General features: G+C 61.6%; 31 protein-coding genes. 24 read left to right on the forward strand and 7 right to left on the reverse strand.

The features are described 5' to 3' along the window. Nucleotides 1–37 precede the first annotated feature (37 nt). The 5 genes from CK218_RS11120 (at nucleotide 38) to CK218_RS11140 (ending at nucleotide 3,908) form a co-directional block, all read left to right on the forward strand. Nucleotides 38–754: an ABC transporter permease gene (locus CK218_RS11120; protein WP_066992752.1), complete on the forward strand. Its 717-nt coding sequence runs from the start codon at nucleotides 38–40 to the stop codon at nucleotides 752–754. Beyond that, nucleotides 751–1,575: an ABC transporter permease gene (locus CK218_RS11125; RefSeq protein WP_095827731.1), complete on the forward strand. Its 825-nt coding sequence runs from the start codon at nucleotides 751–753 to the stop codon at nucleotides 1,573–1,575. Before CK218_RS11120 ends, CK218_RS11125 begins: the two co-directional genes overlap by 4 nt. Nucleotides 1,576–1,687: 112 nt before the next feature. Next, complete coding sequence (locus tag CK218_RS11130) at nucleotides 1,688–2,557, forward strand: NAD(P)-dependent oxidoreductase (RefSeq protein ID WP_095827732.1); 870 nt, start codon at nucleotides 1,688–1,690, stop codon at nucleotides 2,555–2,557. 6 nt (nucleotides 2,558–2,563) lie between these two features. After that, the gene (locus CK218_RS11135) at nucleotides 2,564–3,268 is read left to right on the forward strand and encodes a DNA alkylation repair protein (RefSeq protein ID WP_095827733.1); all 705 of its coding nucleotides are present in this window, start codon (nucleotides 2,564–2,566) and stop codon (nucleotides 3,266–3,268) included. Nucleotides 3,269–3,335: 67 nt separating this feature from the next. Beyond that, nucleotides 3,336–3,908: a DUF3299 domain-containing protein gene (locus CK218_RS11140; RefSeq protein WP_095827974.1), complete on the forward strand. Its 573-nt coding sequence runs from the start codon at nucleotides 3,336–3,338 to the stop codon at nucleotides 3,906–3,908. 42 nt (nucleotides 3,909–3,950) lie between these two features. Here the strand turns inward: CK218_RS11140 and CK218_RS11145 are convergent, their stop codons facing one another. The 4 genes from CK218_RS11145 to CK218_RS11160 all read right to left on the reverse strand — a co-directional run bounded on the left by CK218_RS11145 (nucleotide 3,951) and on the right by CK218_RS11160 (nucleotide 6,548). Beyond that, nucleotides 3,951–4,442: an Lrp/AsnC family transcriptional regulator gene (locus CK218_RS11145; protein WP_066992738.1), complete on the reverse strand. Its 492-nt coding sequence runs from the start codon at nucleotides 4,440–4,442 to the stop codon at nucleotides 3,951–3,953. A gap of 108 nt (nucleotides 4,443–4,550) precedes the next feature. Next, nucleotides 4,551–5,168: a uracil-DNA glycosylase family protein gene (locus tag CK218_RS11150; protein ID WP_095827734.1), complete on the reverse strand. Its 618-nt coding sequence runs from the start codon at nucleotides 5,166–5,168 to the stop codon at nucleotides 4,551–4,553. Nucleotides 5,169–5,195: 27 nt separating this feature from the next. After that, a complete protein-coding gene (locus tag CK218_RS11155; RefSeq protein ID WP_066992731.1) occupies nucleotides 5,196–5,807 on the reverse strand; it encodes a glutathione S-transferase in 612 nt (203 codons plus the stop codon). Nucleotides 5,808–5,924: 117 nt separating this feature from the next. After that, a complete protein-coding gene (locus CK218_RS11160; RefSeq protein WP_095827735.1) occupies nucleotides 5,925–6,548 on the reverse strand; it encodes a thermonuclease family protein in 624 nt (207 codons plus the stop codon). Nucleotides 6,549–6,624: 76 nt separating this feature from the next. On the opposite strand from CK218_RS11160, the gene CK218_RS11165 reads away from it, so the two are divergent. Next, the gene (locus tag CK218_RS11165; RefSeq protein ID WP_095827736.1) at nucleotides 6,625–8,145 is read left to right on the forward strand and encodes a HAMP domain-containing sensor histidine kinase; all 1,521 of its coding nucleotides are present in this window, start codon (nucleotides 6,625–6,627) and stop codon (nucleotides 8,143–8,145) included. Here CK218_RS11165 and CK218_RS11170 read toward each other — a convergent pair. Then, nucleotides 8,142–9,155: a nicotinate-nucleotide--dimethylbenzimidazole phosphoribosyltransferase gene (locus tag CK218_RS11170; RefSeq protein WP_095827975.1), complete on the reverse strand. Its 1,014-nt coding sequence runs from the start codon at nucleotides 9,153–9,155 to the stop codon at nucleotides 8,142–8,144. The genes CK218_RS11165 and CK218_RS11170 overlap by 4 nt on opposite strands. A gap of 163 nt (nucleotides 9,156–9,318) precedes the next feature. Between CK218_RS11170 and CK218_RS11175 the strand changes: the two genes are divergently transcribed. Both CK218_RS11175 and CK218_RS11180 read left to right on the forward strand, forming a co-directional pair. Continuing rightward, nucleotides 9,319–9,549, forward strand: a complete 231-nt coding sequence (locus CK218_RS11175; protein ID WP_066992723.1) for a DUF1289 domain-containing protein — start codon at nucleotides 9,319–9,321, stop codon at nucleotides 9,547–9,549. 28 nt (nucleotides 9,550–9,577) lie between these two features. Further along, nucleotides 9,578–10,282 carry a TIGR02281 family clan AA aspartic protease gene (locus CK218_RS11180; RefSeq protein WP_095827737.1) on the forward strand — a complete coding sequence of 235 codons (705 nt, stop codon included), beginning with the start codon at nucleotides 9,578–9,580 and terminating at the stop codon, nucleotides 10,280–10,282. A gap of 89 nt (nucleotides 10,283–10,371) precedes the next feature. Here CK218_RS11180 and dusA read toward each other — a convergent pair whose 3' ends face one another. Then, nucleotides 10,372–11,406, reverse strand: a complete 1,035-nt coding sequence (gene dusA, locus CK218_RS11185) for a tRNA dihydrouridine(20/20a) synthase DusA (protein WP_095827738.1) — start codon at nucleotides 11,404–11,406, stop codon at nucleotides 10,372–10,374. A gap of 95 nt (nucleotides 11,407–11,501) precedes the next feature. Here dusA and CK218_RS11190 point away from each other — a divergent pair, with 95 nt between their 5' ends. From CK218_RS11190 to CK218_RS11245, 12 genes are all read left to right on the forward strand, one after another. Beyond that, nucleotides 11,502–12,599 carry a tyrosine-type recombinase/integrase gene (locus tag CK218_RS11190; protein WP_095827739.1) on the forward strand — a complete coding sequence of 366 codons (1,098 nt, stop codon included), beginning with the start codon at nucleotides 11,502–11,504 and terminating at the stop codon, nucleotides 12,597–12,599. After that, on the forward strand, nucleotides 12,596–13,165 hold the full coding sequence (locus CK218_RS11195) for a hypothetical protein (protein WP_095827740.1): 570 nt from the start codon (nucleotides 12,596–12,598) through the stop codon (nucleotides 13,163–13,165). The genes CK218_RS11190 and CK218_RS11195 overlap by 4 nt, the downstream gene beginning before the upstream one ends. An 87-nt stretch (nucleotides 13,166–13,252) precedes the next feature. Then, nucleotides 13,253–13,456, forward strand: coding sequence for a helix-turn-helix domain-containing protein (locus CK218_RS11200; RefSeq protein WP_095827741.1), 204 nt, complete (start codon nucleotides 13,253–13,255; stop codon nucleotides 13,454–13,456). A gap of 3 nt (nucleotides 13,457–13,459) precedes the next feature. Then, the gene (locus CK218_RS11205) at nucleotides 13,460–13,690 is read left to right on the forward strand and encodes a hypothetical protein (RefSeq protein WP_095827742.1); all 231 of its coding nucleotides are present in this window, start codon (nucleotides 13,460–13,462) and stop codon (nucleotides 13,688–13,690) included. Then, nucleotides 13,674–14,057, forward strand: a complete 384-nt coding sequence (locus tag CK218_RS30570) for a hypothetical protein (protein WP_179294474.1) — start codon at nucleotides 13,674–13,676, stop codon at nucleotides 14,055–14,057. The genes CK218_RS11205 and CK218_RS30570 overlap by 17 nt, the downstream gene beginning before the upstream one ends. Further along, entirely contained in the window at nucleotides 14,050–14,742 is a 693-nt protein-coding gene (locus CK218_RS11215; RefSeq protein WP_179294475.1) for a helix-turn-helix domain-containing protein, read from the forward strand. Before CK218_RS30570 ends, CK218_RS11215 begins: the two co-directional genes overlap by 8 nt. Continuing rightward, nucleotides 14,739–15,023 (forward strand): hypothetical protein, encoded by a 285-nt coding sequence (locus CK218_RS11220; protein WP_143749624.1) that lies wholly within the window; start codon nucleotides 14,739–14,741, stop codon nucleotides 15,021–15,023. Before CK218_RS11215 ends, CK218_RS11220 begins: the two co-directional genes overlap by 4 nt. A 44-nt stretch (nucleotides 15,024–15,067) precedes the next feature. Next, the gene (locus CK218_RS11225) at nucleotides 15,068–16,189 is read left to right on the forward strand and encodes a phage major capsid protein (RefSeq protein ID WP_143749625.1); all 1,122 of its coding nucleotides are present in this window, start codon (nucleotides 15,068–15,070) and stop codon (nucleotides 16,187–16,189) included. Between the two features lie 12 nt (nucleotides 16,190–16,201). Then, nucleotides 16,202–17,617 carry a phage portal protein gene (locus CK218_RS11230; protein WP_095827747.1) on the forward strand — a complete coding sequence of 472 codons (1,416 nt, stop codon included), beginning with the start codon at nucleotides 16,202–16,204 and terminating at the stop codon, nucleotides 17,615–17,617. 208 nt (nucleotides 17,618–17,825) lie between these two features. Continuing rightward, a complete protein-coding gene (locus CK218_RS11235; RefSeq protein WP_095827748.1) occupies nucleotides 17,826–18,095 on the forward strand; it encodes a hypothetical protein in 270 nt (89 codons plus the stop codon). After that, nucleotides 18,085–18,852, forward strand: a complete 768-nt coding sequence (locus tag CK218_RS11240; RefSeq protein WP_095827749.1) for a hypothetical protein — start codon at nucleotides 18,085–18,087, stop codon at nucleotides 18,850–18,852. The genes CK218_RS11235 and CK218_RS11240 overlap by 11 nt, the downstream gene beginning before the upstream one ends. Continuing rightward, nucleotides 18,853–19,554 (forward strand): hypothetical protein, encoded by a 702-nt coding sequence (locus tag CK218_RS11245; RefSeq protein ID WP_095827750.1) that lies wholly within the window; start codon nucleotides 18,853–18,855, stop codon nucleotides 19,552–19,554. A 4-nt stretch (nucleotides 19,555–19,558) separates the two neighbouring features. Here CK218_RS11245 and CK218_RS30575 read toward each other — a convergent pair whose 3' ends face one another. Next, nucleotides 19,559–19,717 (reverse strand): hypothetical protein, encoded by a 159-nt coding sequence (locus CK218_RS30575; protein WP_179294477.1) that lies wholly within the window; start codon nucleotides 19,715–19,717, stop codon nucleotides 19,559–19,561. A gap of 58 nt (nucleotides 19,718–19,775) precedes the next feature. Between CK218_RS30575 and CK218_RS11250 the strand changes: the two genes are divergently transcribed. The 4 genes from CK218_RS11250 to CK218_RS30580 all read left to right on the forward strand — a co-directional run bounded on the left by CK218_RS11250 (nucleotide 19,776) and on the right by CK218_RS30580 (nucleotide 21,479). Then, nucleotides 19,776–19,955 carry a hypothetical protein gene (locus CK218_RS11250; RefSeq protein WP_095827751.1) on the forward strand — a complete coding sequence of 60 codons (180 nt, stop codon included), beginning with the start codon at nucleotides 19,776–19,778 and terminating at the stop codon, nucleotides 19,953–19,955. Nucleotides 19,956–20,561: 606 nt separating this feature from the next. Then, nucleotides 20,562–20,957, forward strand: a complete 396-nt coding sequence (locus CK218_RS11255) for a hypothetical protein (RefSeq protein ID WP_095827752.1) — start codon at nucleotides 20,562–20,564, stop codon at nucleotides 20,955–20,957. Beyond that, nucleotides 20,954–21,325: a hypothetical protein gene (locus tag CK218_RS11260; protein ID WP_095827753.1), complete on the forward strand. Its 372-nt coding sequence runs from the start codon at nucleotides 20,954–20,956 to the stop codon at nucleotides 21,323–21,325. The genes CK218_RS11255 and CK218_RS11260 overlap by 4 nt, the downstream gene beginning before the upstream one ends. After that, entirely contained in the window at nucleotides 21,315–21,479 is a 165-nt protein-coding gene (locus CK218_RS30580) for a hypothetical protein (RefSeq protein ID WP_179294478.1), read from the forward strand. Before CK218_RS11260 ends, CK218_RS30580 begins: the two co-directional genes overlap by 11 nt. The last annotated feature ends 646 nt before the right edge of the window (nucleotides 21,480–22,125 follow it).

The raw sequence follows: 22,125 nt of genomic DNA on the forward strand, positions 1-22,125 counted from the left end.
CTCCATTCCGGGATCGCCACGGAGACACGCCCCGCCAATGCCAGCCCAAAGCATTTGGACACTTCTCAGTTGGGGACCGGATGGCTGGAGTGACGACATTGCGTCTGGTGTGCTGGTCACGGTTGCGCTGGCGCTTGCGACATTGCCGATAGGCCTGGCGATCGGGTTCTTCGTCGCCTTCGCCAAGCAGCACGAAGAGCCCGCGCTCCGGCTCGCGGCCAACATCTACACCACTGTTTTTCGCGGCCTGCCCGAACTGGTGACGCTGTTCCTGTTCTTCTTCGGCATGCCGCTGCTGCTGCAATATGTCGTCCGCCTGTTCGAGCCCGAGGCGACAATCGACGTGAACAGCTTCATTGCCGGCATGATCGTGCTGGCGCTGATCTTCTCCTCCTACGCTAGCGAAGTCTTTCTCTCCGCCTTTCGCGCCATTCCCAAGGGCCAGTATGAGGGCGGCTACGCCATTGGCCTTTCGAAATGGCAGACGATGCGCCTGGTGATCCTGCCGCAACTGCTGCGCATCGCCTTCCCCGGTCTGGAGAATTGCTGGCTCAGCCTGCTCAAGGACACCTCGCTGGTGTCGGTCGTCAATTTAGCGGAAACCCTGCGCAATGCCGGTGTCGCGGCGCGCGTCACCAAGCATTCCTTCCTCTTCTACAGTGTCGCGGCGCTGGTCTTCCTTGTGCTGGCCATCCTGTCCTCGGTCGCCACCGGCTATATCCAGCGCTCGCTCGGGCGGAGGGAGGCACGATGAGCGTCAGCCAGGCTATTGCGGTTGACAGGCCACCGCCCCGGGCTCGCGGCTGGCCGCGCGTGCGCATCATAGGCTACGCGCTGGTCGGCCTCTGGAGCCTTTTCGGCATCGGCATCGTGGCCTATCTGGTCCACGCCTGGAACGCCGATTTCTTCGCCAGATACGCGCCGGCCTATCTGCAGGGGCTCGGAACCACCCTGTCGCTGGTCGGCATCTCGATGGTGGCGGGCGCTATCCTCTCGTTGCCGGTCGCCTACGGGCGGATGTCCAAGAACCGGATCCTTTCCGGATTGGCTTATTGCTACGTCTACTTCTTCCGTGGCACCCCGCTGCTCGTGCAGACCTATCTGGTCTATTACGGCATCGGCTCGTTCCGCCCCGAGCTGCAAACCGTCGGACTATGGTGGTTCTTCCGCGAGGCGTTCTACTGCGGCGTCTTTGCCTTTTCGCTTAACACCGCCGCCTACCAGGCCGAGATCCTGCGCGGCGCCATCGAAAGCGTTCCGCGGGGCCAGTGGGAGGGCGCGGCCTCGCTCGGTCTGCACAAGCTGCAGACGCTGCGCAAGGTGATCATGCCGCAGGCGATCATCGTGGCGCTGCGGCCTTACGGCAACGAGCTCATCCTGATGATCAAGGCTTCCGCGATTGTCGCCATCATCACCGTCTACGACCTGATGGGCAACGCGAAGCTCGCCTACGCAAAATCTTTCGACATCCAGGCCTATATCTGGGTGGCGATCGTCTACCTGGTGCTGGTCGAGATCCTGCGTCACGGCGTCGAATGGATCGAACGCCGGATCACCATTCACCTCAAACGATAGAGCGTCGTCAGCGGACGGGCCTGCACCAGTCGATGCGGCTTTGCGCGCCTTGACGAATTTTTCGCATAGCCTAGACCTTCCGCCACTGAAATCTCTTGTTGGAAGGCAGGTTATGGCATCGGTTGCATTTCTCGGTCTTGGCGTCATGGGCTATCCGATGGCCGGGCACCTCAGGAACAAGGGCCATCACGACATCACTGTCTATAACCGCACGACCGCCAAGGCAGAGCAATGGGTCGCCCAGCATGGCGGCAGCCTGGCGCTGACACCGGCCGAGGCGGCCGAAGGCAAGGATTTCGTCTTCTCCTGCGTCGGCAATGACGACGACCTGCGCTCGGTGACGACAGGCGCCAGCGGCGCCTTTGCCGCCATGAAGACGGGCTCCGTCTTCATCGACAACACAACAGCCTCGGCCGAAGTCGCGCGCGAACTGGCCGAAGCCGCCGACAAGGCCGGCTTTTCCTTCCTTGATGCGCCGGTATCGGGCGGCCAGGCGGGCGCCGAGAATGGCGTGCTGACGGTCATGGTCGGCGGCGAGCAGGCCGCCTTCGACAAGGCCAGGCCGGTCATCGATGCCTATGCCCGCATGGTCGGGCTGATGGGACCCGCGGGCGCCGGGCAGCTCACCAAGATGATCAACCAGATTGCCATTGCCGGCCTCGTCCAAGGGCTGGCCGAAGGCATCCATTTCGGCAAGAAGGCCGGGCTCGACATTGAGAAGGTCATCGAGGTGATCTCCAAGGGCGCTGCCGGCTCCTGGCAGATGGAGAATCGCCACAAGACGATGAACGCCGGAAAATATGATTTCGGCTTCGCCGTCGACTGGATGCGCAAGGATCTCGGCATCTGCCTCGCCGAGGCCAACCGCAACGGCGCTAAGCTGCCGGTGACCGCGCTGGTCGACCAGTTCTACAAGGACGTGCAGGACATGGGCGGCAGGCGCTGGGACACATCCTCGCTGCTCGCCCGCCTGGGAAAATAGACGGCGATGGTCCTGCCCGATCCGAGCTGGAGCGCCGACGAGATCGTCGCCCATCTGCGTTCGATCGGCAGCGAGAAAAACCGCGCCGGCATGGCGCGATTCGGCATCAACACGAGAACCGCGCTCGGCGTCGGCAATTCCGATCTGCGGCCGCTGGCGCGCAAGTTGAAGAAGAACCAGGAACGGTCGCTGCTCTTGTGGGACACCGGCATTCGCGAAGCGCGATTGATGGCCGCTTTCACCGGCGAGCCGAAGAACCTCGACATCGGTCAATGCCGGCGCTGGGCCGCCGATTTCGACAGTTGGGAGATTGTCGATACCGTTGCCGACCTGTTCGCCGAAACACCGTTCTGGCGTGAGCTGGTCGAGGAATTCGCCAAGGACGAGCGCGAATTTGTCCGCCGCACCGCCTTTGCCATGCTGGCCTGGGCGGCGGTGCATCTGAAGAAGGAGCCGGACGCGAGCTTCCTCGCTGCTCTGCCGCTGATCGAGACGCATGCGGGCGATCCGCGCAACTTCGTCCGCAAGGCGGTGAACTGGGCGCTGCGGCAGATCGGCAAGCGGTCGATGACGCTGCACGCCCCTGCCCTTGCGCTGGCCGAGAAACTGGCGGCGTCGTCCGACAAGACGGCACGCTGGATCGGCAAGGACGCGGTGAAGGAGCTTTCCGATGTCAAACAGCTCGAACGGCTCGCGACCACACGACTGTGATCTCAGCGAAGTAAGCTCACGACGCTTTTACTCGCTTCCGAAATGGGACTGGCGGAGGATGACCACCATGAGCAGGCGTTTCAGATCAAGCGCGACGCTGGCGATCGTGCTTATGCTCGCCACCGCGAGAGCCGACGCCGCGGCCGACGTCGCGCATATCTTCTGGAAAGACTTGCGCCCGGCGACGCAGGCGGTCGCCGAGGACGCCAACCTGCCGATGATCGCGGCAAAACTGCCCGATCACGGTGAGACTCTGTCGCTCAATCTGCAGGACAAGACCGTTCAACTGTCCGGCTACGCCTTGCCGGTCGATCGCGAGGACGACCTCGTCTACCAGTTCCTGCTGGTGCCTTGGACCGGCGCCTGCAGCCACATGCCGACGCCGCCGCCGAACCAGATCGTGCTGGTAACGCCGGCGCATCCTTACAGGATGGCGGAGGCATACCAGCCGGTCTCCGTCACCGGCGTGCTGAAGCCCGGTATGGAGAAGAGCCAACTTTTCATCCTGGACGGCGTCTTGATCGTGCAGTCCGGCTATACCGTGCGCAAGGCCGAGGTGGCTGATGTCGACAGCGTGCCGGACGCCGTCACGCTCCCGGTCAACTCGCCGTGGAATTTCCTCAACAAAAAGAAGAACTAGGTCTCGCAACTTCGCGCATAGCGGGAAGCGCGAGCGCCATGCTCAGGCCGCGTTGGCCCCCGACTCCTTGTCCAGGATCATGTAGTCGAGCGGGATCTCGGTCGTGTACTTGATCTGCTCCATGGCAAAGGAGGACGACACGTCGCGGATCTCGATCTTGGCGATCAGCCGCTTGTAGAAGGCGTCGTAGGCGGCAATGTCGGGCACCACGACGCGCAAGAGATAGTCGACGTCGCCGCTCATGCGGTAGAACTCGACCACCTCCGGAAATTCCTGGATGACCTCGGAGAAGCGCCGCAGCCATTCATGGCTGTGCGAATTGGTGCGGATCGAAACGAAGACGGTGACGCGCACATTGACCTTCTCATGGTCGAGAATGGCCACGCGCCGCTTGATGACGCCCTCTTCCTCGAGCTTCTGGATGCGCCGCCAGCACGGCGTGGTCGACAGGCCGACTTTCTTGGCGACATCGGCGACCGCAAGCGTCGCGTCCTCCTGCAGGAGGCGAAGAATTTTTCTGTCTAGGCGGTCCATGGGAAGGCTCCAGCGGAATAGTTTGGCTATAATCCTTTTTATCAGGCCCTTTCACAAGAAAGAAATTCTGCCAATGCCGGCAAAAGCGAGTGATTTCTTGCAAGATGCCTAATTGAGGCGATAGCGGATTTCCGAGCGCAGGAATGGCAGCAAATCCATTTCAAACCACGGATGCTTCTTCAGCCAGCCGGTGTTTCGCCATGACGGATGCGGCAGCGGCAGCACTTTCGGCCCGGCTGCAGCATCCCAGACAGCGCGCCAGTTTCTGACCGTTTCCGTCAGCGACGGCCCACGCGCCGTGCCCATGTGCCAGGACTGCGCATAACAGCCGATCGTCAGCACCAGATCGATCTGCGGCATCAGCGCCATCAGATCGGCGCGCCAGGCGGTGGCGCATTCCCGCCGCGGCGGCAGGTCGGCGCCCTTGGCGTCCTGGCCCGGAAAGCAGAAACCCATCGGCACGATGGCGAATTTCTCCGTGTCGTAGAACTCGTCGGGGGTGACGCCGAGCCAGTTCCTCAAGCGATCCCCGGAAGCGTCGGTGAACGGCATGCCCGAGATGTGGACTTTCGTGCCCGGCGCCTGGCCGGCAAGCAGGATGCGGGCCTTCGACGATGGCAACAGCACCGGACGCGGCTGATGCGGCAGGGGCCGTCCGCGCGGCTGCTCGACGCAAATGCGGCAAGCCCGCACCTTGGCGGCAAGGCTCTCCAGCGCTTCGCTCATGTCCGGCGGGTTATCCAAAAACAAGCCTCAAGCAGCAGCGCTTGGCCGGCTGGAGAGCGCTGCGTGCCAGCGCAGCACGTTCCCGCATTCCTCAGGCACCTTGATGCGCGCCGGCTTCATGAAATCGATGGCGATCAGCCCGGTGATGTCCGCGACCGAATAGGCGTCGCCGGCGGCAAATTCCCTGTCCGCCAACTCCCGGTCGAGGAGATGCAGGAACTCGATGGCCTTCGGCTTGTTGGCCTCGCCCCACTCTGGGATCTGCGGCACCTCCCATTCCTTCATTGCCGGATGGATGTGCCGGAACGCGGCGGCCACGCAGCTCATCAGGTTTAGCTCCAGACGCCTTTGCCACATCTCCACCAGGGCCTTGCCGAGCGCGCCTGTTCCGAACAGGGCGGGCTCGGGGTGCAATTCCTCGAAATACCGGCAGATGGCGATGGATTCGGTGATGATGGTGCCGTCGTCGAGTTCGAGCACGGGCAGCCGCCGCAGCGCATTGCGCGACGCCACCGGCTCCTCGCGATGCTCCAGCGCGCCCATGTCCACGGGCACCAAAGGGACGGTTAGCCCTTTTTCAGCCAGGAAAACCCGAACCCGCCTGGGGTTGGGCGCCCGGCCGCCATCGAACAGCTTCATTCCAGTCTCCGATCTTCATCCCGATCTTAGGGCGCGCTGCAATGTATGTCGCCCAAAACTGCACAGCGGTTTGGCAAGACCACATGTTGACAAACAGAGCATCACCCGAAGCGGGCATCACCAGAAACGAACAAGCTCACGCAGCGCATCGCCGAGCGAAGCCAGTGCGCCGTGCTTCCTTTCGACGGGTTGATTGTGATGGCTGTCGCGCCAGTCCTGCGGCTGATCGAAGGAGCCAGCCCAGATGCCCACCTTGGCAGCCCGCGCGACGGCCTCCTCGGTTTCGAAGTCGCCGAAGGCGACGGCCCATCCGAACTGTACCTGCGCGCGGTTGAGGTCCGTGTCGCCCGCCTTGCAGTCGCCGAGCAACCGGCCGTAGCGGTCGCGCTGCCAGCCGCTGCAGGAGACCGGCCTGTCGGCGATCAGCCGCACCAGCGACTGCCGCGCAAGCCTGCCGCAGGCATAATCGGCCCCGTCCTTGCGGCACGTCTGTGTATATTCCGGCGCGTCGATGCCGCGCATGCGGATGCGCTCGGCGCCAAGCGTGATCGAATCGCCGTCCCTGACGATGGCCGTGCCTTGCTCCTGTCGCGTCTCGAACCGGTCGAGCCGCGCCGCCACCAGGATGGACAGGCCAAGCAGGACCACGGCCAGCCCGTAATCCAGAAGCCTGCGCAAAAGACTTCGCGGAGGCCGCGGAACATAGCGCCGGCGCGGCCTTCGCGACCAGGAACGGCTCATATGGCAAACAGTCTCTTAATCATTCGAACGTAGCTTAACGAACTGAAAAATCGCTGCGCGCAGAAATTGAACTTGCATGCCTTTGCTACGCTCGGACACAGCGGACAAATTCATTGTGGACCGCAGGAAACCGCATCGCAACAGCGATGTGGCGCGCGCGGTGCGCAGGACGCGTGACCGTCTTTCGCAGCAGGCCGGCAGCCTCGATTTCGACCGCGAGCTGCTCAAGCTGCATGCACGCGCCATGGTGGTTAGTGCGGCGGCGATTCCTCTGCTTGTGCTTGTGGTAGCGGCCATCGGCCGATTCGCGGGCCTGGGCAACCAAGTCGCCGTCTGGGCTCTCTTCACGCTGCTTTGCTACGCCATCGTCACCTTCATGGCGCGACGCGTCGAGCGCGCGGAAGCGGCCGAGCTCGACCCGGTGCAGACGCGCCGCGATTTCCTGATCGGCCATTCGCTCTGCGGCCTCGGCTGGGCCTGGTTCGCCTGGCTGGGCTGCGCCACATGCCAGGTCGACCAGTTCCATGTCGTCAAGGCCATGGTGCTCCTGGTCGCCATGGCGACCACTGCGGTGATGGCATCGTCGCTGGGCGGCGCGCTGCTGGCGACCTTCGCCGTTCCCGTGGCGGTTTATGTCTATGCCGTTTTGCGCCTGTGGATGCCGATCGAAGGGATCATGGCGGCGCTTCTGGTCGCTGCCCTGCCCTTCTTCGGCTACGTCGCGCGCCATCTCAACCAGTCATCCTGGATGCTGCTCTCCTTCCGCTCCGAGAAGGACGCGCTGATCGCCGAGGTGGAGACTGCCAAATCCATGTCCGACGAGGCCAGGCGGCGCGCCGAGGACGCCAATCTGGCGAAGTCGCGCTTCCTCGCCTCGATGAGCCATGAGCTCCGGACGCCGCTCAACGCCATCCTCGGTTTCTCCGAAGTGATGGCCAATGAAGTGCTCGGGCCGATGAACAACCCGACCTATCGCGATTACGCGCATGATGTGCACGAATCCGGCCAGCATCTGCTCGACCTAATCAATGAGATCCTCGACCTGTCGCGCATCGAGGCCGGCCGCTACCAGCTCAACGAGGAGCCGGTGGCGCTGGTGACGATCGTTGAGGATTGCTGCCATATGATGGAACTGAGAGCCCGCAACAAGGACATCCGCGTCATCCAGGAGTTCGAGACCGCGCTACCGCGCCTGTTCGGCGACGAGCGTGCCATCCGGCAGATCGCGCTCAATCTGCTGTCCAATGCCATCAAGTTCACGCCATCGGGCGGCGAAGTGCGTGTGCGCGTCGGCTGGACGGCGGGCGGCGGTCAGTACATCTCGGTCAAGGACAACGGTCCCGGCATTCCGGAAGAGGAAATCCCCGTGGTGCTTTCCGCCTTCGGCCAGGGCTCGATCGCCATCAAGAGCGCCGAACAGGGAACGGGCCTCGGACTGCCGATCGTGCAGGGTCTGCTCGACATGCATGGCGGCGAGTTCGAGCTGCACTCCAAGCTGCGCGAAGGCACCGAGGCCATCGCCATCTTCCCGCTGAGCCGAGTGATGGAGGAATTGCCCGCGCTGCCGACCAAGGCTGTCGCCGCCCGGCGGCGTTAGCTCCGGGACGCCGGTTGGACCCGAACCGCCGCCGCCATACCGGAGCTCGTGAGCGCTGCGGCCTTGACGAGACCGGCGGCAAGTCCAGCCCCAACTCCTTCGCCGTGACTGACAGCAAGATCGAGCAGTGGCTCGAGCCCAAGCCGTTCGGCGACTTTGGCTTGGCCCGGCTCGGGCGACAGGCTGGCGAGCAGGCAATGGTCGATCGCGGAAGGATCGGCTTTGTTCAGAACCGCGGCGGCAGCCGTCGCGACGAACCCGTCGAGCAGCACAGGAATCTTCTGCATGCGGGCTGCAAGAATGGCGCCGCAGATTGCCGCGAACTCGCGCCCGCCGACGCGGCGCAAGGCTTCGAGCGGATCGCCGAGACCGGCGCCGTGGAAAGCAAGCGCCCGGTCGACCGCTTCGGCCTTGCGCGCCATCATCGCCGTGTCCGCCCCCGATCCAGGTCCAACCCAGTCGGACCCCTTGCCGCCAAAGAGAGCAGCGCTGAGCGCGGCCGCGATGGTTGAATTGCCGACGCCCAGATCGCCAAGACAAAGAAGATCGGCGCCGCCCGCGACCGCTTCCATGCCGAAGGCCATGGTGGCGGCGCAGCCGCGCTCGTCGAGGGCTGCTTCTTCCGTGATGTCCCCGGTCGGAATATCCAACGCCAGGTCGAAGACCTTCAGGCCGAGATCGTTGGCGATGCAGATCTGATTGATCGCCGCACCTCCGGCGGCGCAGAGTTCGACGGCATTGGCGGTCGCCGAAACCGGCCGCGGCGAAATGCCATGCCGAACGGCACCGTGGTTGCCGGCAAAGATCGCCACAAGCGGACGATTGACGGCCGGCGGCGCACGCCCGCTCCAAGCGGCGAGCCATGCCGCGACATCTTCGATCCGGCCAAGCGAAGCTTTCGGCTTGTCGGCCTTGGCAAACAGGGTGCGAACGCGGGTTTCGGCGGCGGCGTCCGCCGGCGGCAGCGTTGCCAGCAGAGTGCGGAAATCGTCGAAAGGCTTTGCGGTCATATCGAATGCGGTCTCTTTGCAGGAACAGGCCAGCGGCATAGCCGCCTTCACCGCCTGGCACAACCGCCCGGCAATGCCGCGAAAGCGCCGGTCGACGGCGCATCGCGAAGGGCTTGCATTGGCGTTGCGGTTGCACCATGTGGAGTGAAGGCAAGAGAACAGCATGACCGCCATCGAGTCTCCCTGCATACTCGTCTGTTCCATCGACATGAAAACCGGCTTCTGTTTCGGTTGCGGCCGCACGCGCGATGAGATCGCCGGGTGGATCGCGATGACGCCGGAAGTCCGGCGTGCAGTCATGGCCGAGTTGCCGGCGCGGCTGGAGACGGTCGAACGCCGGCCCCGCCGCGAGACGCGGCGCGCCCGCATGGCGCGCGAGCGCGGCGTGCTGTGAAAGAGCTGGCTGTGAGAAGGGGCTGGCCATGAATCGCCTGTTCTGGGTCGTCATGCTGGTGATCGGCGCCGGCTTGATCCTGCTGATGATGAATGATTCCGCCGGCCGCACCTTCGGCATCGAGAACAACGATTTCAGCAGGCTGATCTGGGTTGGAGCCCTGGTGGCGGTAATCGGCGCCAGCCTTATTCGCTCTGGCCGGCCGCTCGGTGACATGGCGCGCAACTTCGGCGTCTGGGCGGCAATCGTGCTGGCGCTGATCGCCGGCTACCAGTACCGCTACGAGCTGCAGGATGTTGTCAGCCGCGTCACCGCCGGCCTTGTTCCGGGAAGCCCCTTGGCGCTTGGCGTCGATAGTGGCCGTGCCACCGTGACGCTCGACAAGGCCGGCAATGGCCATTTCGAGGCGCGAATCCTCGTCAACGGCAGGCCGGTGCGCACGGTGGTCGACACCGGCGCGACCAGCACGGTGCTGACGGCGGAGGACGCCCAGGCGGCCGGCTTCAACCCAGCGGCGCTCAGCTACACCGTGGACGTCTCGACCGCCAACGGCATGGCGCGTGCGGCAACGGTCAGGACCGACGAGATGGCGATCGGCGGCATCGTGCGCAAGGATATGCCGGTGATGGTCGCGGCGCCCGGCATGCTCGAGCAAAGCCTGCTGGGCATGAACTTCATCGGCTCGCTGTCGGGCTTCGAGGTGCGGGGTGACCGGATGATCCTGCGCGACTAGATCCTCGGTTTTCTGCCCGGAATTGCGTCTAGACAAACGCATCGAGCGGTTCGCCGTTTCTGTGGAACGGTGAAAACCGCCGATCCGCCTCAAGCGGCTTCGGTTTCCGCCACCGCGAAATCTATTGCCGCGAACGCCGTCTTCAGCACCTCTGGCCCGGCGCCGGGTCTGTTGGCGTCGGTGGACAAAATCTGCCGGTAGCGGCGCGCGCCCGGGAGACCGTGGAACAGCCGGACCATATGGCGCGTGACATGGCCGAGCCGTCCGCCCTTCTCGATGTGGCGCGCGGCGTAAGCGGCCATGGCGTCCATCAGCGCCGCGTGGTCGAAAGCGACCGGCGCCTCGCCGTAAAATGTGGCATCGATCCCGGTGAGGATGCCGGGCGTATGATAGGCCGAGCGGCCGAGCATGGCGCCGTCGACATAAGCGAGGTGCGCCTCTGCCTGGTCAAGGGATTGAATGCCGCCGTTGATGCCGATGAATTCGTTGGCCATCCTGGCCTTGAGCCGATAGACGCGCGGATAGTCGAGCGGCGGGATCTCGCGGTTTTCCTTGGGACTAAGCCCCTCCAGCCACGCCTTGCGGGCGTGCACCCAGAGCGCATCGGCGCCGGCCGTCAGCACGCCGTCTGCGAGCGTGTCGAGAGCGGGTTCGGGGTCCTGGTCATCGACGCCGATGCGGCATTTGACCGTGACGGGGATTCTCACCGCCGCCTTCATCGCCGCGATGCATTCCACGACCAGCACCGGCGTCTTCATCAGGCACGCGCCGAAAGTGCCCGACTGGACGCGGTCGGACGGACAGCCGACATTGAGGTTGATTTCGTCGTAACCGAACGCCTCGCCGATCACCGCCGCTTCGGCAAGCTTTCGCGGATCCGAACCGCCAAGCTGAAGCGCAACCGGATGCTCGGCACCGTCGAAGCCGAGCAGGCGCTCGCGTGCGCCATGGATGACTGCGTCCGCCACCACCATTTCCGTGTAGAGCAACGTGCGACGCGTCAGCTGACGGTGAAAGAACCGGCAATGCCGGTCCGTCCAGTCCATCATTGGTGCAACCGCTACGACAGGAAAGCCGGATTTCCGGGCGTCTGCGTAGAGATTGGCCTGTCTCTGGTCGCTCATATGTTGTAGCTCATTGCAGCGCGATGTTGTGTTTTGCAGCGGTTTGTTGTAGGGCTTACAACATTGTTGTAGCGAACAAGGGCAATGTTGTAGCCATGGGGACGATTGTTACCAGAACCCGCCGCGACGGGAAACCTTCCTATCTCTGCCAGATCGCCAGGAAGATGGACGGCAAGACGGTTCGCGAAAACCGAACCTTCCGCGACCACAAGACCGCAAAGGCATGGCTGCGCCAGCGTGAGGCCGAGTTAGACAATCCGAAGGCGTTCAAGGCGGCGACACAGGAGGTTAAGACGCTCGGCGACGCCATCGGCCGGTACCTCGAAGAACATGGCGGCGAGATCGGCAAGACCAAGTCCGCTTGCCTCGCTGCTATTCAGCGGCACTCGATCGCCGGCATGGCCTGCGGCGAAGTAGGCAGCGAAGATGTCGTTGCATTCGCCCGAACCATTCACACCGTCACCGGCCTTGCCAATCCCGGACCGGCTACCATCAACAATTACCTCTCGCACCTAGCGAGCGTGTTTGCCATCGCTCAAAAGGCTTGGGGATATCCGCTCGATCAGTCTGCAATGTCAGATGCTACGTTCGTGCTGCGGAAGCAGAATGCCATTGCCAAATCGAATAAGAGAGAGCGGCGCCCTACCCTCGCAGAACTCAATGCAATCTTGGATTTCTTTCAGGACCGATCAGCACGTGCGCCGCATTCCGCGCCGATGATCGACATCACCCTTTTCGCCATGTTTTCTACGCGCCGCATGGAGGAGATCACCCGCCTTCGCTGGCCTGACTACGAGGCATCCAGCGACCACCCGGCCCGCGTCTTGGTGCGCGACATGAAGAACCCCGGCGCGAAGCGCGGCAATGACGTGTGGTGCGAGCTGCCGCCGGAGGCAGAAGCGGTGGTGAAGGGAATGCGGCCAAAGACCGGCAATGGTGAGTTGATATTTCCTTATACCGTTGACGCCATCGGCGCGGCCTTTACGCGGGCCTGCAAGCTGCTCGACATCAACGACCTACATTTTCACGATCTGCGCCACGAAGGCGTTTCCAGGCTCTTTGAGGCCGGGTGGAATATCCCCCATGTGGCGCTCGTCTCAGGGCATCGTTCGTGGGCTTCTCTCCAGCGCTATGCACAGATCCGGCAGCGCGACGACAAGTTCGCCGGCTGGAAGTGGAGGCCGGCGCTATGAGCGACGATCTGGTGAAGCTTCGCGAGGCGCTGGAAACAGTCCGCAAGTGCTTCGATGACGGCGTGGACGACTGGCAATACCGCGCGCTCACGACGTTCAGGCATTATCTGTCGGCGATCGGCATGGAGCGGCGGCTTATCGATCCGATCGAAGCTATGGTGTTGCAGACTGCCGATGCAGTGCTGCTCGCGCGAAAGCGTTCCGAAGGCGCGACCGGCACTCCGAAGGCGAGCGGGGAAAAACTCGCCCTCGCCTATGCGGCTGCGGCTGTCACCACCTTGAAGGACAAGCACCGCATGAAGTTGCCAGATGCGCTTGAGGCCGTTTCCAAGGCATCCGGCATCGACAAGAGCACAATCAAAAATCTGCGCGACAATCTGAGCCGAGACGCCGGCAACAAACGTCCGAGCCGCCGCCGCCGCCCCAACGCCAAGCCTCCAAAGCAGCGAGTTCCCACCGGGATGCAAGAAAGCGTCGATGCCGTTATGGCCGAGCTGCGCGACCTCAACTACAGCAAGGACGAAATCCTCTCGGCCGTCAGCGGCATCGGCAAATTTGTGGGCTAGGCCGCTGTAACCTCACAAAGCACTTCTGGCCTCTTCCCTGCAACGCAACGCAATCGGGCGGCGCGTTAGCACAGGGAAGACAACCACATGCATCTGCTCAACACAGCGCAGGCTGCCGAACGCATCGGTATGTCTGTCAGTTGGCTGAATCACGCGCGACAGACCGGGGAAGGTCCGGTTTTCCTCAAGATCGGTGTCAACGTCAAATACCGCATTGAAGACGTAGACGCGTGGCTTGCCTCGAAGACCCGCACCAGGGTTTGGCAGTTCGATCATGGGGAGGCCGCGTAAAAAATGGCAATCCCGACCATCGATCACAACAGCGACGCCGGCCATCTCGAAGAGATGATTCAGTGGGTTCGAGAGAACCGCGCCATGTGCGGCCGGCCGATCGTTCCCTTCCTCCGCCGTAAGTACGGTGTCAGCGCACTCGACGCCTGCACAATCCTTCGACTCTCCCGTCTTCGTGACGACTGGCCGGCGAAGGCCGACGACAAGGGAGGCGCCGATGCTGCGGCCTCCTGAGAACGAAAAAGCCGGCCCGCTCGCGACGGGACCGGCATTCGAAGCAGCATCATCCCTGGCAGGAAATGACTGCAACGAACATAGCAAAAACCAGCGTCGCACTCAACGCCAACCTAATCCGAAATGGCGATCGCAGCGCGCTTGGAACGAGGCAAACCCCCTCGCTCGCCGCGCTCATCGCCTCGTCGCCGCAGCAATCAAAAAGGGGGAGATCATCCCCTGGCCCTGCGAGGAATGCGGAGACGAGCGCGTTGATTGTCATCATGACGATGCAACCAATGCTCCGCTGACGATCCGCTGTCTTTGCCGCAAGCATCATCGCCGCTGGCATGCGCAGCAGAGGAAACAGGGAGGCGCTGATGGCTAGGCCTTCCAGCAAACCGATCTATTCCCCAGTGCCGGCGAGAGTGATGGGAGCGGAGAATCTGACCGCGTTGGATCTCCGCGTGTTGATGGCGATCGGCTACCATGACCGCTTGGGCGCTAACGGGGCTGGCTGCTTCGCCAGTCCCAAGCGCCTCGCGCAACTCACCGGAAGTCATGTGAACAGCGTAGCGCGCTCGATCACAGCTCTGAGTGCGCTCGGCATCATCAGCGTGAAGCCGCATCCGATGGACGGCCGGCAGCGCGTCTACAAAGTCGTCTATACCGAGTTCGATGCTGAATACGCGAAGCAGCAGAACGCTAACCGAGGCGGTTACCGATCGCCTCCAGACATCGCTAACGCATCGGTTAATGAAAATCCGGAATCGGTAACCGAAAACCGCCAGATCGGTAACCGGGATTTTGAGAATATCGTTCAGGATCAAAGGCTTGCTGATGAGAATATATTAGAAGATAAAAACAAGATTAATACATCCCGCGAAGCGGGCTCGGGAGGGGATAATTCCAGTGTCCTCGCCATGCTCTCGATGATCGAGCGCATGATGGAACGGCGCAAGGATATCGCCCCCTATCACAGCTATCTTCGATCAGCAGCAACCCTCCCAGGATCTACCGGCAAGCGTGCCGAGCTCCTGCTGGCACGTGGTGGACAGAGGGGCGCAGCATGAAGGCGAAAACCTCATCTCCCCCCGTACCGGCCCCGCAGATTTCGACATCTCCCTGCAATTCAAAAAATGACCCCAGGACACCGCGCCAGCGGATGAAGCTGAAGCGCAGCAGGGAGGCCGAAGGCCGGATCGTCATAGGCCAGCTTGGCATCCGGCCCGAAACCGTCTCCGTGCTTTATGAAACCGGACGGCTGCCAAACCGGTTTCCCACACGGCAGGAGCTGTATGACGCAGTTCAACAGCACCTCGATTCCCTGATATTGGGCAGCATCGACAAGTAACGTTACGGCGTAACGCAAGTGTTACGGCGTAACGGTGTTTTTCATTGTTTGAGTGTTCTGGCTGTATTATTGTTTTCACAGGTAGAATGAAATTAACCGCTATTCGGAGATCATCAGAAATGCGAGCCGCTATTTCACTCGCGCCAATCGATACCGACAAGGGCATGGACATGGCGCGCGTCGCCCGCGTCCTGGCCGTCTGCAACGAAGGTTGGGAGATCGACACCGCCGACGCGCCTCCCCGCGTCATCGAGGCCGTGAAGGCGCTCAAGAGCGCAGTCGTCGCCGGCAGGATCGACGGCAATGGATGGGGTGCCGAGCTGGCGCCGTATTCGAACGTCTCCAATGCCTTCATGGAATCGGTGCGGAATGTCGGCGTGTTTTTCCGCATCGCCGATAGCATGATGAAGGTGCCGCTCCGGTCCAGGCTCACAGCTGTCACGGCCAGCGCCAACGCCTATGTGCTCGGCGAAGGTTCGGCGAAAAAGCTGTCCCGCATGTCGCTCGAAGGCGAATACGTCGATGCCTTCCGGGCAACCGGCTTCGTCATCGTCAGTAACGAATTGCTCAAGATGGGCGCCCTTGCCGATCCGCTGATCTCCCAGGAGCTTCGCGGCGCGGTGACGTATTCGGCCGACGAGAAGTTCCTCGCCATCCTCGATGCTGACGCCAGCACGTCCGCCAGTGTCGGCAACACCGTGGCAGCCGCACAGGAAGATCTGAAAGTCGCTCTCGCGGCGTTGGACCTGGGCGCGTCGTCCAAGCTTTTCTTCGTCACTCATCCTGACACCGTGAAGATGCTTGCGACGATGACCATCGACGGCGGCTACGCCTTTGGGGACGTGAACCCAGTCACCGGCGGCACGCTCCTGAAAACACCGCTCATTCCCTGTGATGCGTGCGCCTATGGCAGCTTCTACGTGCTCGACGCCTCCGGCATCGCCGGCAACACGGAAGGCATCATTGTGGAAAACTTCCGTCATGCCACCGTGCAGATGGACGATGCCCCAGACAGCCCGCCTTCGGCGAGCACGACGCTCATCAATCTGTTCCAGCGCGGCCTCACCGCCATTCAGGCCTCGACCTGGGGCGGCGCAAAGGTCGTGCGATCGAATGCGGTCTACAAACTGACGGCAGTCGATTGGGGTTCAGCTAACAGCCCGTGAGGTGAATGCGCAATGAAGCTCCTCGAATTCATCACGGGACGCAAGAAACCGATCGAGGAAAAGGCGGTGCCGGTTCCTCTTAGCCCTACGCGCAATGGCTGGTATCCGCTCGTCCGGGAAAGCTTTGCGGGCGCCTGGCAACAGGGGATCACGCTCGACCAGGGCACGGTCCTGTCCGACGTGGCTATCTTCCGCTGCATTTCGCTCCTGTCGAGCGACGTTGCAAAGCTGCGCATGAAGCTGGTGCGCCAGGACAGCAACGGCCTGTGGAGTGAGACAGAGCACCCGGCCTTTTCTCCGGTCCTGCGCAAGCCGAACCATTTGCAGAATCGCATCCAGTTCTTCGAAGGCTGGATGATCTCCAAGCTTGCCAAGGGCAACGCCTACATCCTGAAAGAACGCGACGGCAACACCAACGTCCGCGCGCTCTATGTGCTCGATCCCTGCCGCGTCACCCCGCTCGTCGCCGACGATGGCAGCGTCTTCTATCAGCTCCGCACCGACAATGTTGCGGGCCTGACCGAGGACGTGACAGTCCCGGCATCCGAAATCATTCATGACCGCTGGAACTGCCTGTTTCACCCGCTCGTTGGGGTCTCCCCGCTCTATGCCGCGACACTACCGGCAACGACCAGCCTCAACATCGGCACCAACAGCGCGATTTTCTTCAAAAACAAAAGCCAGCCTGGCGGCATCCTGACCGCTCCCGGCTCGATCAGCGACGAGACAGCGCAGCGCCTCAAGGAAACCTGGGACAGCGGATTCGGCGGCGCCAATGCCGGAAAGGTGGCCGTCCTGGGCGACGGGCTCACCTACGAGACCATGGCGGTTACCGCTGAGGCAGCGCAGCTTGTCGAGCAGTTGAAACTCAGTGGCGAAGCTGTCTGTTCAGCCTTCGGCGTGCCTAGCTGGAAAATCGGTCTTGGCCCGGTTCCAACTGTGGGCAACGGGGAAATGATCGAGAGGAGCTATTACAGCCAAAGCTTGCAGAGGCACCTCGAAGACATCGAGCTTTGCCTGGACGAGGGCCTAGCGCTTCCGAAGCCCTACGGCACCGAGTTCGACATAGACAGCCTCTTGCGCCTCGATAGCGCGACAATGGTGGTAAGCCTCAAGGATGCTGTCGGCGCTGGCGTGATGGCACCGAATGAGGCTCGCAGGAAGCTGGATCTCAAGCCGGTTGCCGGCGGCGAAAGCCCCTACCTCCAGATGCAGAACTATTCGCTCGAAGCGCTGTCTCGTCGTGACGGTCTGCCCGACCCCTTCGACACCACGTCACGCAAGGAGCTCAAGAGCGATCCCAGCAAGATGTTCTTCGCGACCGGTGACGATTGGCGCCTCTACTGCCACGCCAAAGGCTGGCTGAAGGATGGTGAGACGAAGCCACGCATTCGCGTCCCGTACATCACCAGAGTGATGCAGACATGAAGGTTCCTGCGCAAGGAAAGGGCGACGGCGGCTGGCCCGCGACAGGGCAACCATATGGAACCGTCGTCGCCCACCCCGCTCCGGACTGTGCAGCAGATGTCTGCTCACTCCGGGCGGCCGGGAAAAACCAACGAGCGATTCGAAGCCAGACCGCTCGGGCCCTTTTTTTGCGCTAATCGCCCTCAAAAAAGTTTCGGATGACAAAAAAATGACGACCACGCTGCGTGACGACGACATCACTCCGATAGCTGTGATCCCCAAGAACGCTCACACCGAATTGCGTATTGGGCTTGGACGACACGAACACAACGGCGCGCTGATGCTCAATTTTTCGATCGGCAAGACAGGCGGCGGACCTTTGACGAAAGGCTTCGGCATCCGCGCAAGTCTCATTCCGGACATCCAGCGGGCACTGGCTCAGGCCTACGAGATAGCCTTGGCAGAGAAGGAAATGGGGGCCGCCGCAGATGTCGCATGATCTCGCTTTTCCGACCATCGCTGATGGTCAGGCCGATGGGCAATGGCAAACGAGCAATGATGCCGATGCCGCCATCGGGAATGCCACGACCGATACCTATTCGGTGGACTTCTCGGCAGGCAACGTCACGCTTAATTCCACTCAGTATCGATCAGGCTATACGTTCAAGCCCAGCGCGGCGCTGGCAGCGGCCAGGACATTGACCCTGCCGGCGGTGAAGCGGCCATTCACCTTTCACAACAGCGATGCGACCTATACCGTCACGCTGAAAAGCACGGACGGCGCATCACCCGAAACCGCCATGACGGTCGTTGTCCTGCCTGGGCAACTGTTCTTCGGCTATACAAACGGCAGTTCTCCCGGCCTCTTTGGGTTCGCTTCGTCAACGGGGAGTTCGCTCACCGGCACCTATTACGATTTCGGCGGCTATTTTGAAGCGGCGCCTTCCACCTCGGGTGGCGTTTTCGGGCGCGTTCGAATTGCTCGCAACATTACGATCGCAGCGAACATGTCAGGTTCCTATGGCGGCGTCTCCACGAACCCGGTAGCGACCTATGATGTCGATGTAAAAGATGACGGTGTCAGCATCGGCACCATATCGATCTCCACAGGCGGTGTGGTGACCTTCACCACCGTCAGCGGCACGTCGAAGAGCGTGGCTGCTGGATCAGAGATACGTTTCACCGCTCCCATCAACTCGCCGCCGGATACAACGATCGCCGGCCTCAATTTCGTCATTGCCGCAACGGTGGCCTGAATGCTGCTCTATACGAGCTTTCTCAACCGCGCCGAGCCTTCGTCATCGCTTCCGTCCGTGATGACCTATAGTTATGAGGGTGCGACCGTCGATAACACGAACGCCTCCTCCTACACGTTCACTGGCAAGAACATCGGTGCTGCCGGATCGGGTCGCGTGATCGCCATCGGCGTTACCGTCAACGTCAGCAACGTCGGAACTCCGAGGAGCATAACCGGCGTTACGGCCAACGGCAGCGCCATGACGAGCGGAGTTTCGCTCACCGGGGGCAGCACAGGTCATGGTTCTGCGGCGTGGTTCTATCTGACCATCACGACGGGAACCACAGCAACATTCGTGGTGACGACCAGCAGCGGCGTGACCAACTGCACTATCGTCGCGTACAGGCTATTCCCCATCAGCAGCACGCCTGTGGATGCCGTAGCGTCAACAGATTCCGCATCTTCTGCGACCATAGCTGATCTTGAGGTCAAACCGACCGGTCTCGCGCTCATCCTTTCCAATTTTACAACGGGTGGATTGGACTCTGCTTCATGGAGCGGTGTGGACACTCCGGTACGCAACGAGGCTGATCTTACCAATGACCGGCCCGGCCCAACGAATGCCTGGTCGATCCCCACAACCGAAAACGACACGACGCGAGACTTCACCATCAACGCGTCAGGGTCAACGATCCGGGCAGTGGGCATCTCGTTCCAGTGAGGGATCAGCCGGCGAAGGCGTGGACGATAGCGAAGCCTGTGCCTATAGCGACGCCTGTGAAGAACTTGCCGGCGATGTCCATGGCAATGGCGCGGATGTTGTCCCAAGCATCGCTGTGGGGCTTCCTGAGGGCGCTGGAAATGTCGTCAAAAACCGTTTCCATGCCGCAACTATAGATCGTAAGTTGGATTCTGTGAATTCCCTTCGAGGAAGATCCGAAAATGACCGATGACCAGAAAGAGCGGGATGAGGCCGGCAAGCGTGTTGTCAGAGCGGCAATGGAACTTTCCCACGCCTTGCAGGCAGCGGAGGAAAAGGGCGTTCATTTCGACATTCAGGTGGATGAACTGGTCATCGCCGGCCGCAAGAACAAACAGGTCGTGGCAAGGCTCTTGCTCTAGCGGGGCGGGCAAATTCGTCACGTTGACGATTTTCTCCCAGACCGCTTGCGGACCAAAAGTTCGCAAAAAACCAGATTGATTGTCTCGGCCGGCAATGTGGCTTGGCCCATTTTCGAGAGTTTCGCGGCGTTGGCAAAAAAACTCAGGATTTCGCGGAAACTCGCGTTTCGCTGTCCGAGCGGTCCCCGACCGTGTGGACAACTTGTCCATTCGGTCCCCCCGTTTTCTTACGATTTGGCGCAACTTCCGGTCTAGCAGCGATCGGTGCAACATCGTGCAATCCCCCGAACGGGGTATTGACGATTTCGGCAAATCAGCGGAATTTGTCCTTGGGCTTGGAAACCCGGACCAGTGACGGCACGGCAGCGTTGGCGCGCTTGCCTTGACCGTAGCGCTCAGAGCCTTGGCGGGCTCCGGGGGCGCGTGAGGTACGCCTTGGCGGGCGTCCTAACTCGGCCATGAATATGGCCGGGGGCAGACGCCATGTCCAGAGCGAGAGCTTAAAAACGTCTGGCTTGTCTCACTGGCAAGTTTCCAACCCCCGGCTGCGGCGCCGACCGCCGCGCACAGGGCCTTGGAAAGCCCTTACCAGTGGGACTTGGGGAAATGAAATCTCAGGCAATGACACGTCGCGCCGCTCTCGGCGCTCTAGCATCGCTGCCGGCCATGGCAGGCGCAACAGCGCTTCCGGTGGCTCTGGCAGCTCCAGCAACTATTTCCGATCCGCTCGCCGACTTGATTGCCGAATATTACGCCAAGGCGGATGAATTCGCGGCCATCCCCGGCGAGCTGATAACTCGGGAGAATGAGGATTCTCTCGTTGATGCGACCTACGGGCCAGCTAGGGATAGGCTCTGGAAAGATACGCCGCTGCCGACAACGCTGCGCGGGGTGGCGGAAGCTTTGCGTTACGCCATCCGAGAGGACGGGTTTATTGACAGTGTGGCCGAAAACGTCATCAAGGCATCGCTGGCCTTCCTCGATCGGGAGGCGGGGCTATGAACGCCATTGTCAGACTGAAGCCATTCGGGTGCCCGGCCGGCGTAGATCCTCGCACATGGCGCCAAGCGATCGAGGCACAGCTTAATGATCTGCTCGACCGTGCCATGTCGCTGGTCACCGCGCTCGACCTCATGGAAGCCGATTGCGATCTAGAGGACGGTGCGGACGACGAGCCCTATCTCGGCGGCTGGTCCGGCTACAACGACGACAGGGAGGCCGACACCAGCGACCACGAGGACGACGGCACGGCAGAGCCCAGCCTTGGGGCTCTCAACCGCGTCTGTCAGGTTGATTGGGCTACCGGCTCTCGCAGCGACCGCGAGGAAGACGCTGGCGATATGGCGGAGGTAGCGGCTTATGGCGACTGACTTCAAGAAGACCGCCGCCGAGGCAAAGGCGAAGGGTGAGGAAATCGAAGTGCTGGCCCGCATCCTTGCCGAGAAGATGGGAGCCGTCCACGGGGCGGAATTCTGGGTAATGCTCAATCACGAGGTGGGGTTTGTCACCGTGGTGAGGCGCTGACAGGCAACTCCACGTTAGTGGCGCACAACCGGATCCCAGGATACAGTTGAAATACGTCACACCTGAGCTTTCTTTGGGGCTCTCTTGGCTCGGCGGCTTCGGCTTGCCGAGCCTTTTCTTGCCCCCTGCCCTACAACTTTTCTTACAACATCACCCCGCAACACCAATGTTTGCAAGGTTGTCCGTCCAGCCCATCATTGGTGCTATGGCTATTTTGAAATCTTGATACTTCGACATTTCTTGTTGTTTCAAGGATGTTGGGCCACGTCGTGTGCGCTCTTTTCTCCCACGGGACGGGCCGTTTTTCGGGTTTCCGATGCGTCCGTGCACACGGGGCGCAGAGGAATTGGACACCTTCCCTAAACTAAAATCCGGCTCTTGGAGAGCCCAGGTTCGTCATCTCAAGAAAGGTTTTGCGCCGCAGGAACGCCGAGATCGGCGCACGATGCAGCGCCGATCTTTCGCGATCTGGTGGCGCTCCATCCGCCCGGCCTAAAAAAAGATGGGCATCAAAATCCTCGATCCAAGGACTTCTGTCGGTACCCGGTTAGATTTCAACCGAACGTTGCGCGCCTTTTTTGGCGAGGAGCAGCGCCATTTCTTCCGCAATTAGCGCCTGCTTATGGAACTTTCTGGCCGGTGTTCC

It is taken from the genome of Mesorhizobium sp. WSM3879 (assembly GCF_002294915.1).
GTDB lineage: Bacteria > Pseudomonadota > Alphaproteobacteria > Rhizobiales > Rhizobiaceae > Mesorhizobium.

What these genes read in the sequence shown, in the direction of transcription:
- CK218_RS11120 (WP_066992752.1), top strand. Translation starts at nt 38, where the DNA reads ATGCCAGCCCAAAGCATTTGGACACTTCTCAGTTGGGGACCGGATGGC.
- CK218_RS11125 (WP_095827731.1), top strand. Translation starts at nt 751, where the DNA reads ATGAGCGTCAGCCAGGCTATTGCGGTTGACAGGCCACCGCCCCGGGCT.
- CK218_RS11130 (WP_095827732.1), top strand. Translation starts at nt 1,688, where the DNA reads ATGGCATCGGTTGCATTTCTCGGTCTTGGCGTCATGGGCTATCCGATG.
- CK218_RS11135 (WP_095827733.1), top strand. Translation starts at nt 2,564, where the DNA reads ATGGTCCTGCCCGATCCGAGCTGGAGCGCCGACGAGATCGTCGCCCAT.
- CK218_RS11140 (WP_095827974.1), top strand. Translation starts at nt 3,336, where the DNA reads ATGAGCAGGCGTTTCAGATCAAGCGCGACGCTGGCGATCGTGCTTATG.
- CK218_RS11145 (WP_066992738.1), bottom strand. Translation starts at nt 4,442, where the DNA reads ATGGACCGCCTAGACAGAAAAATTCTTCGCCTCCTGCAGGAGGACGCG.
- CK218_RS11150 (WP_095827734.1), bottom strand. Translation starts at nt 5,168, where the DNA reads ATGAGCGAAGCGCTGGAGAGCCTTGCCGCCAAGGTGCGGGCTTGCCGC.
- CK218_RS11155 (WP_066992731.1), bottom strand. Translation starts at nt 5,807, where the DNA reads ATGAAGCTGTTCGATGGCGGCCGGGCGCCCAACCCCAGGCGGGTTCGG.
- CK218_RS11160 (WP_095827735.1), bottom strand. Translation starts at nt 6,548, where the DNA reads ATGAGCCGTTCCTGGTCGCGAAGGCCGCGCCGGCGCTATGTTCCGCGG.
- CK218_RS11165 (WP_095827736.1), top strand. Translation starts at nt 6,625, where the DNA reads ATGCCTTTGCTACGCTCGGACACAGCGGACAAATTCATTGTGGACCGC.
- CK218_RS11170 (WP_095827975.1), bottom strand. Translation starts at nt 9,155, where the DNA reads ATGACCGCAAAGCCTTTCGACGATTTCCGCACTCTGCTGGCAACGCTG.
- CK218_RS11175 (WP_066992723.1), top strand. Translation starts at nt 9,319, where the DNA reads ATGACCGCCATCGAGTCTCCCTGCATACTCGTCTGTTCCATCGACATG.
- CK218_RS11180 (WP_095827737.1), top strand. Translation starts at nt 9,578, where the DNA reads ATGAATCGCCTGTTCTGGGTCGTCATGCTGGTGATCGGCGCCGGCTTG.
- dusA (WP_095827738.1), bottom strand. Translation starts at nt 11,406, where the DNA reads ATGAGCGACCAGAGACAGGCCAATCTCTACGCAGACGCCCGGAAATCC.
- CK218_RS11190 (WP_095827739.1), top strand. Translation starts at nt 11,502, where the DNA reads ATGGGGACGATTGTTACCAGAACCCGCCGCGACGGGAAACCTTCCTAT.
- CK218_RS11195 (WP_095827740.1), top strand. Translation starts at nt 12,596, where the DNA reads ATGAGCGACGATCTGGTGAAGCTTCGCGAGGCGCTGGAAACAGTCCGC.
- CK218_RS11200 (WP_095827741.1), top strand. Translation starts at nt 13,253, where the DNA reads ATGCATCTGCTCAACACAGCGCAGGCTGCCGAACGCATCGGTATGTCT.
- CK218_RS11205 (WP_095827742.1), top strand. Translation starts at nt 13,460, where the DNA reads ATGGCAATCCCGACCATCGATCACAACAGCGACGCCGGCCATCTCGAA.
- CK218_RS30570 (WP_179294474.1), top strand. Translation starts at nt 13,674, where the DNA reads ATGCTGCGGCCTCCTGAGAACGAAAAAGCCGGCCCGCTCGCGACGGGA.
- CK218_RS11215 (WP_179294475.1), top strand. Translation starts at nt 14,050, where the DNA reads ATGGCTAGGCCTTCCAGCAAACCGATCTATTCCCCAGTGCCGGCGAGA.
- CK218_RS11220 (WP_143749624.1), top strand. Translation starts at nt 14,739, where the DNA reads ATGAAGGCGAAAACCTCATCTCCCCCCGTACCGGCCCCGCAGATTTCG.
- CK218_RS11230 (WP_095827747.1), top strand. Translation starts at nt 16,202, where the DNA reads ATGAAGCTCCTCGAATTCATCACGGGACGCAAGAAACCGATCGAGGAA.
- CK218_RS11235 (WP_095827748.1), top strand. Translation starts at nt 17,826, where the DNA reads ATGACGACCACGCTGCGTGACGACGACATCACTCCGATAGCTGTGATC.
- CK218_RS11240 (WP_095827749.1), top strand. Translation starts at nt 18,085, where the DNA reads ATGTCGCATGATCTCGCTTTTCCGACCATCGCTGATGGTCAGGCCGAT.
- CK218_RS11245 (WP_095827750.1), top strand. Translation starts at nt 18,853, where the DNA reads ATGCTGCTCTATACGAGCTTTCTCAACCGCGCCGAGCCTTCGTCATCG.
- CK218_RS30575 (WP_179294477.1), bottom strand. Translation starts at nt 19,717, where the DNA reads ATGGAAACGGTTTTTGACGACATTTCCAGCGCCCTCAGGAAGCCCCAC.
- CK218_RS11250 (WP_095827751.1), top strand. Translation starts at nt 19,776, where the DNA reads ATGACCGATGACCAGAAAGAGCGGGATGAGGCCGGCAAGCGTGTTGTC.
- CK218_RS11255 (WP_095827752.1), top strand. Translation starts at nt 20,562, where the DNA reads ATGAAATCTCAGGCAATGACACGTCGCGCCGCTCTCGGCGCTCTAGCA.
- CK218_RS11260 (WP_095827753.1), top strand. Translation starts at nt 20,954, where the DNA reads ATGAACGCCATTGTCAGACTGAAGCCATTCGGGTGCCCGGCCGGCGTA.
- CK218_RS30580 (WP_179294478.1), top strand. Translation starts at nt 21,315, where the DNA reads ATGGCGACTGACTTCAAGAAGACCGCCGCCGAGGCAAAGGCGAAGGGT.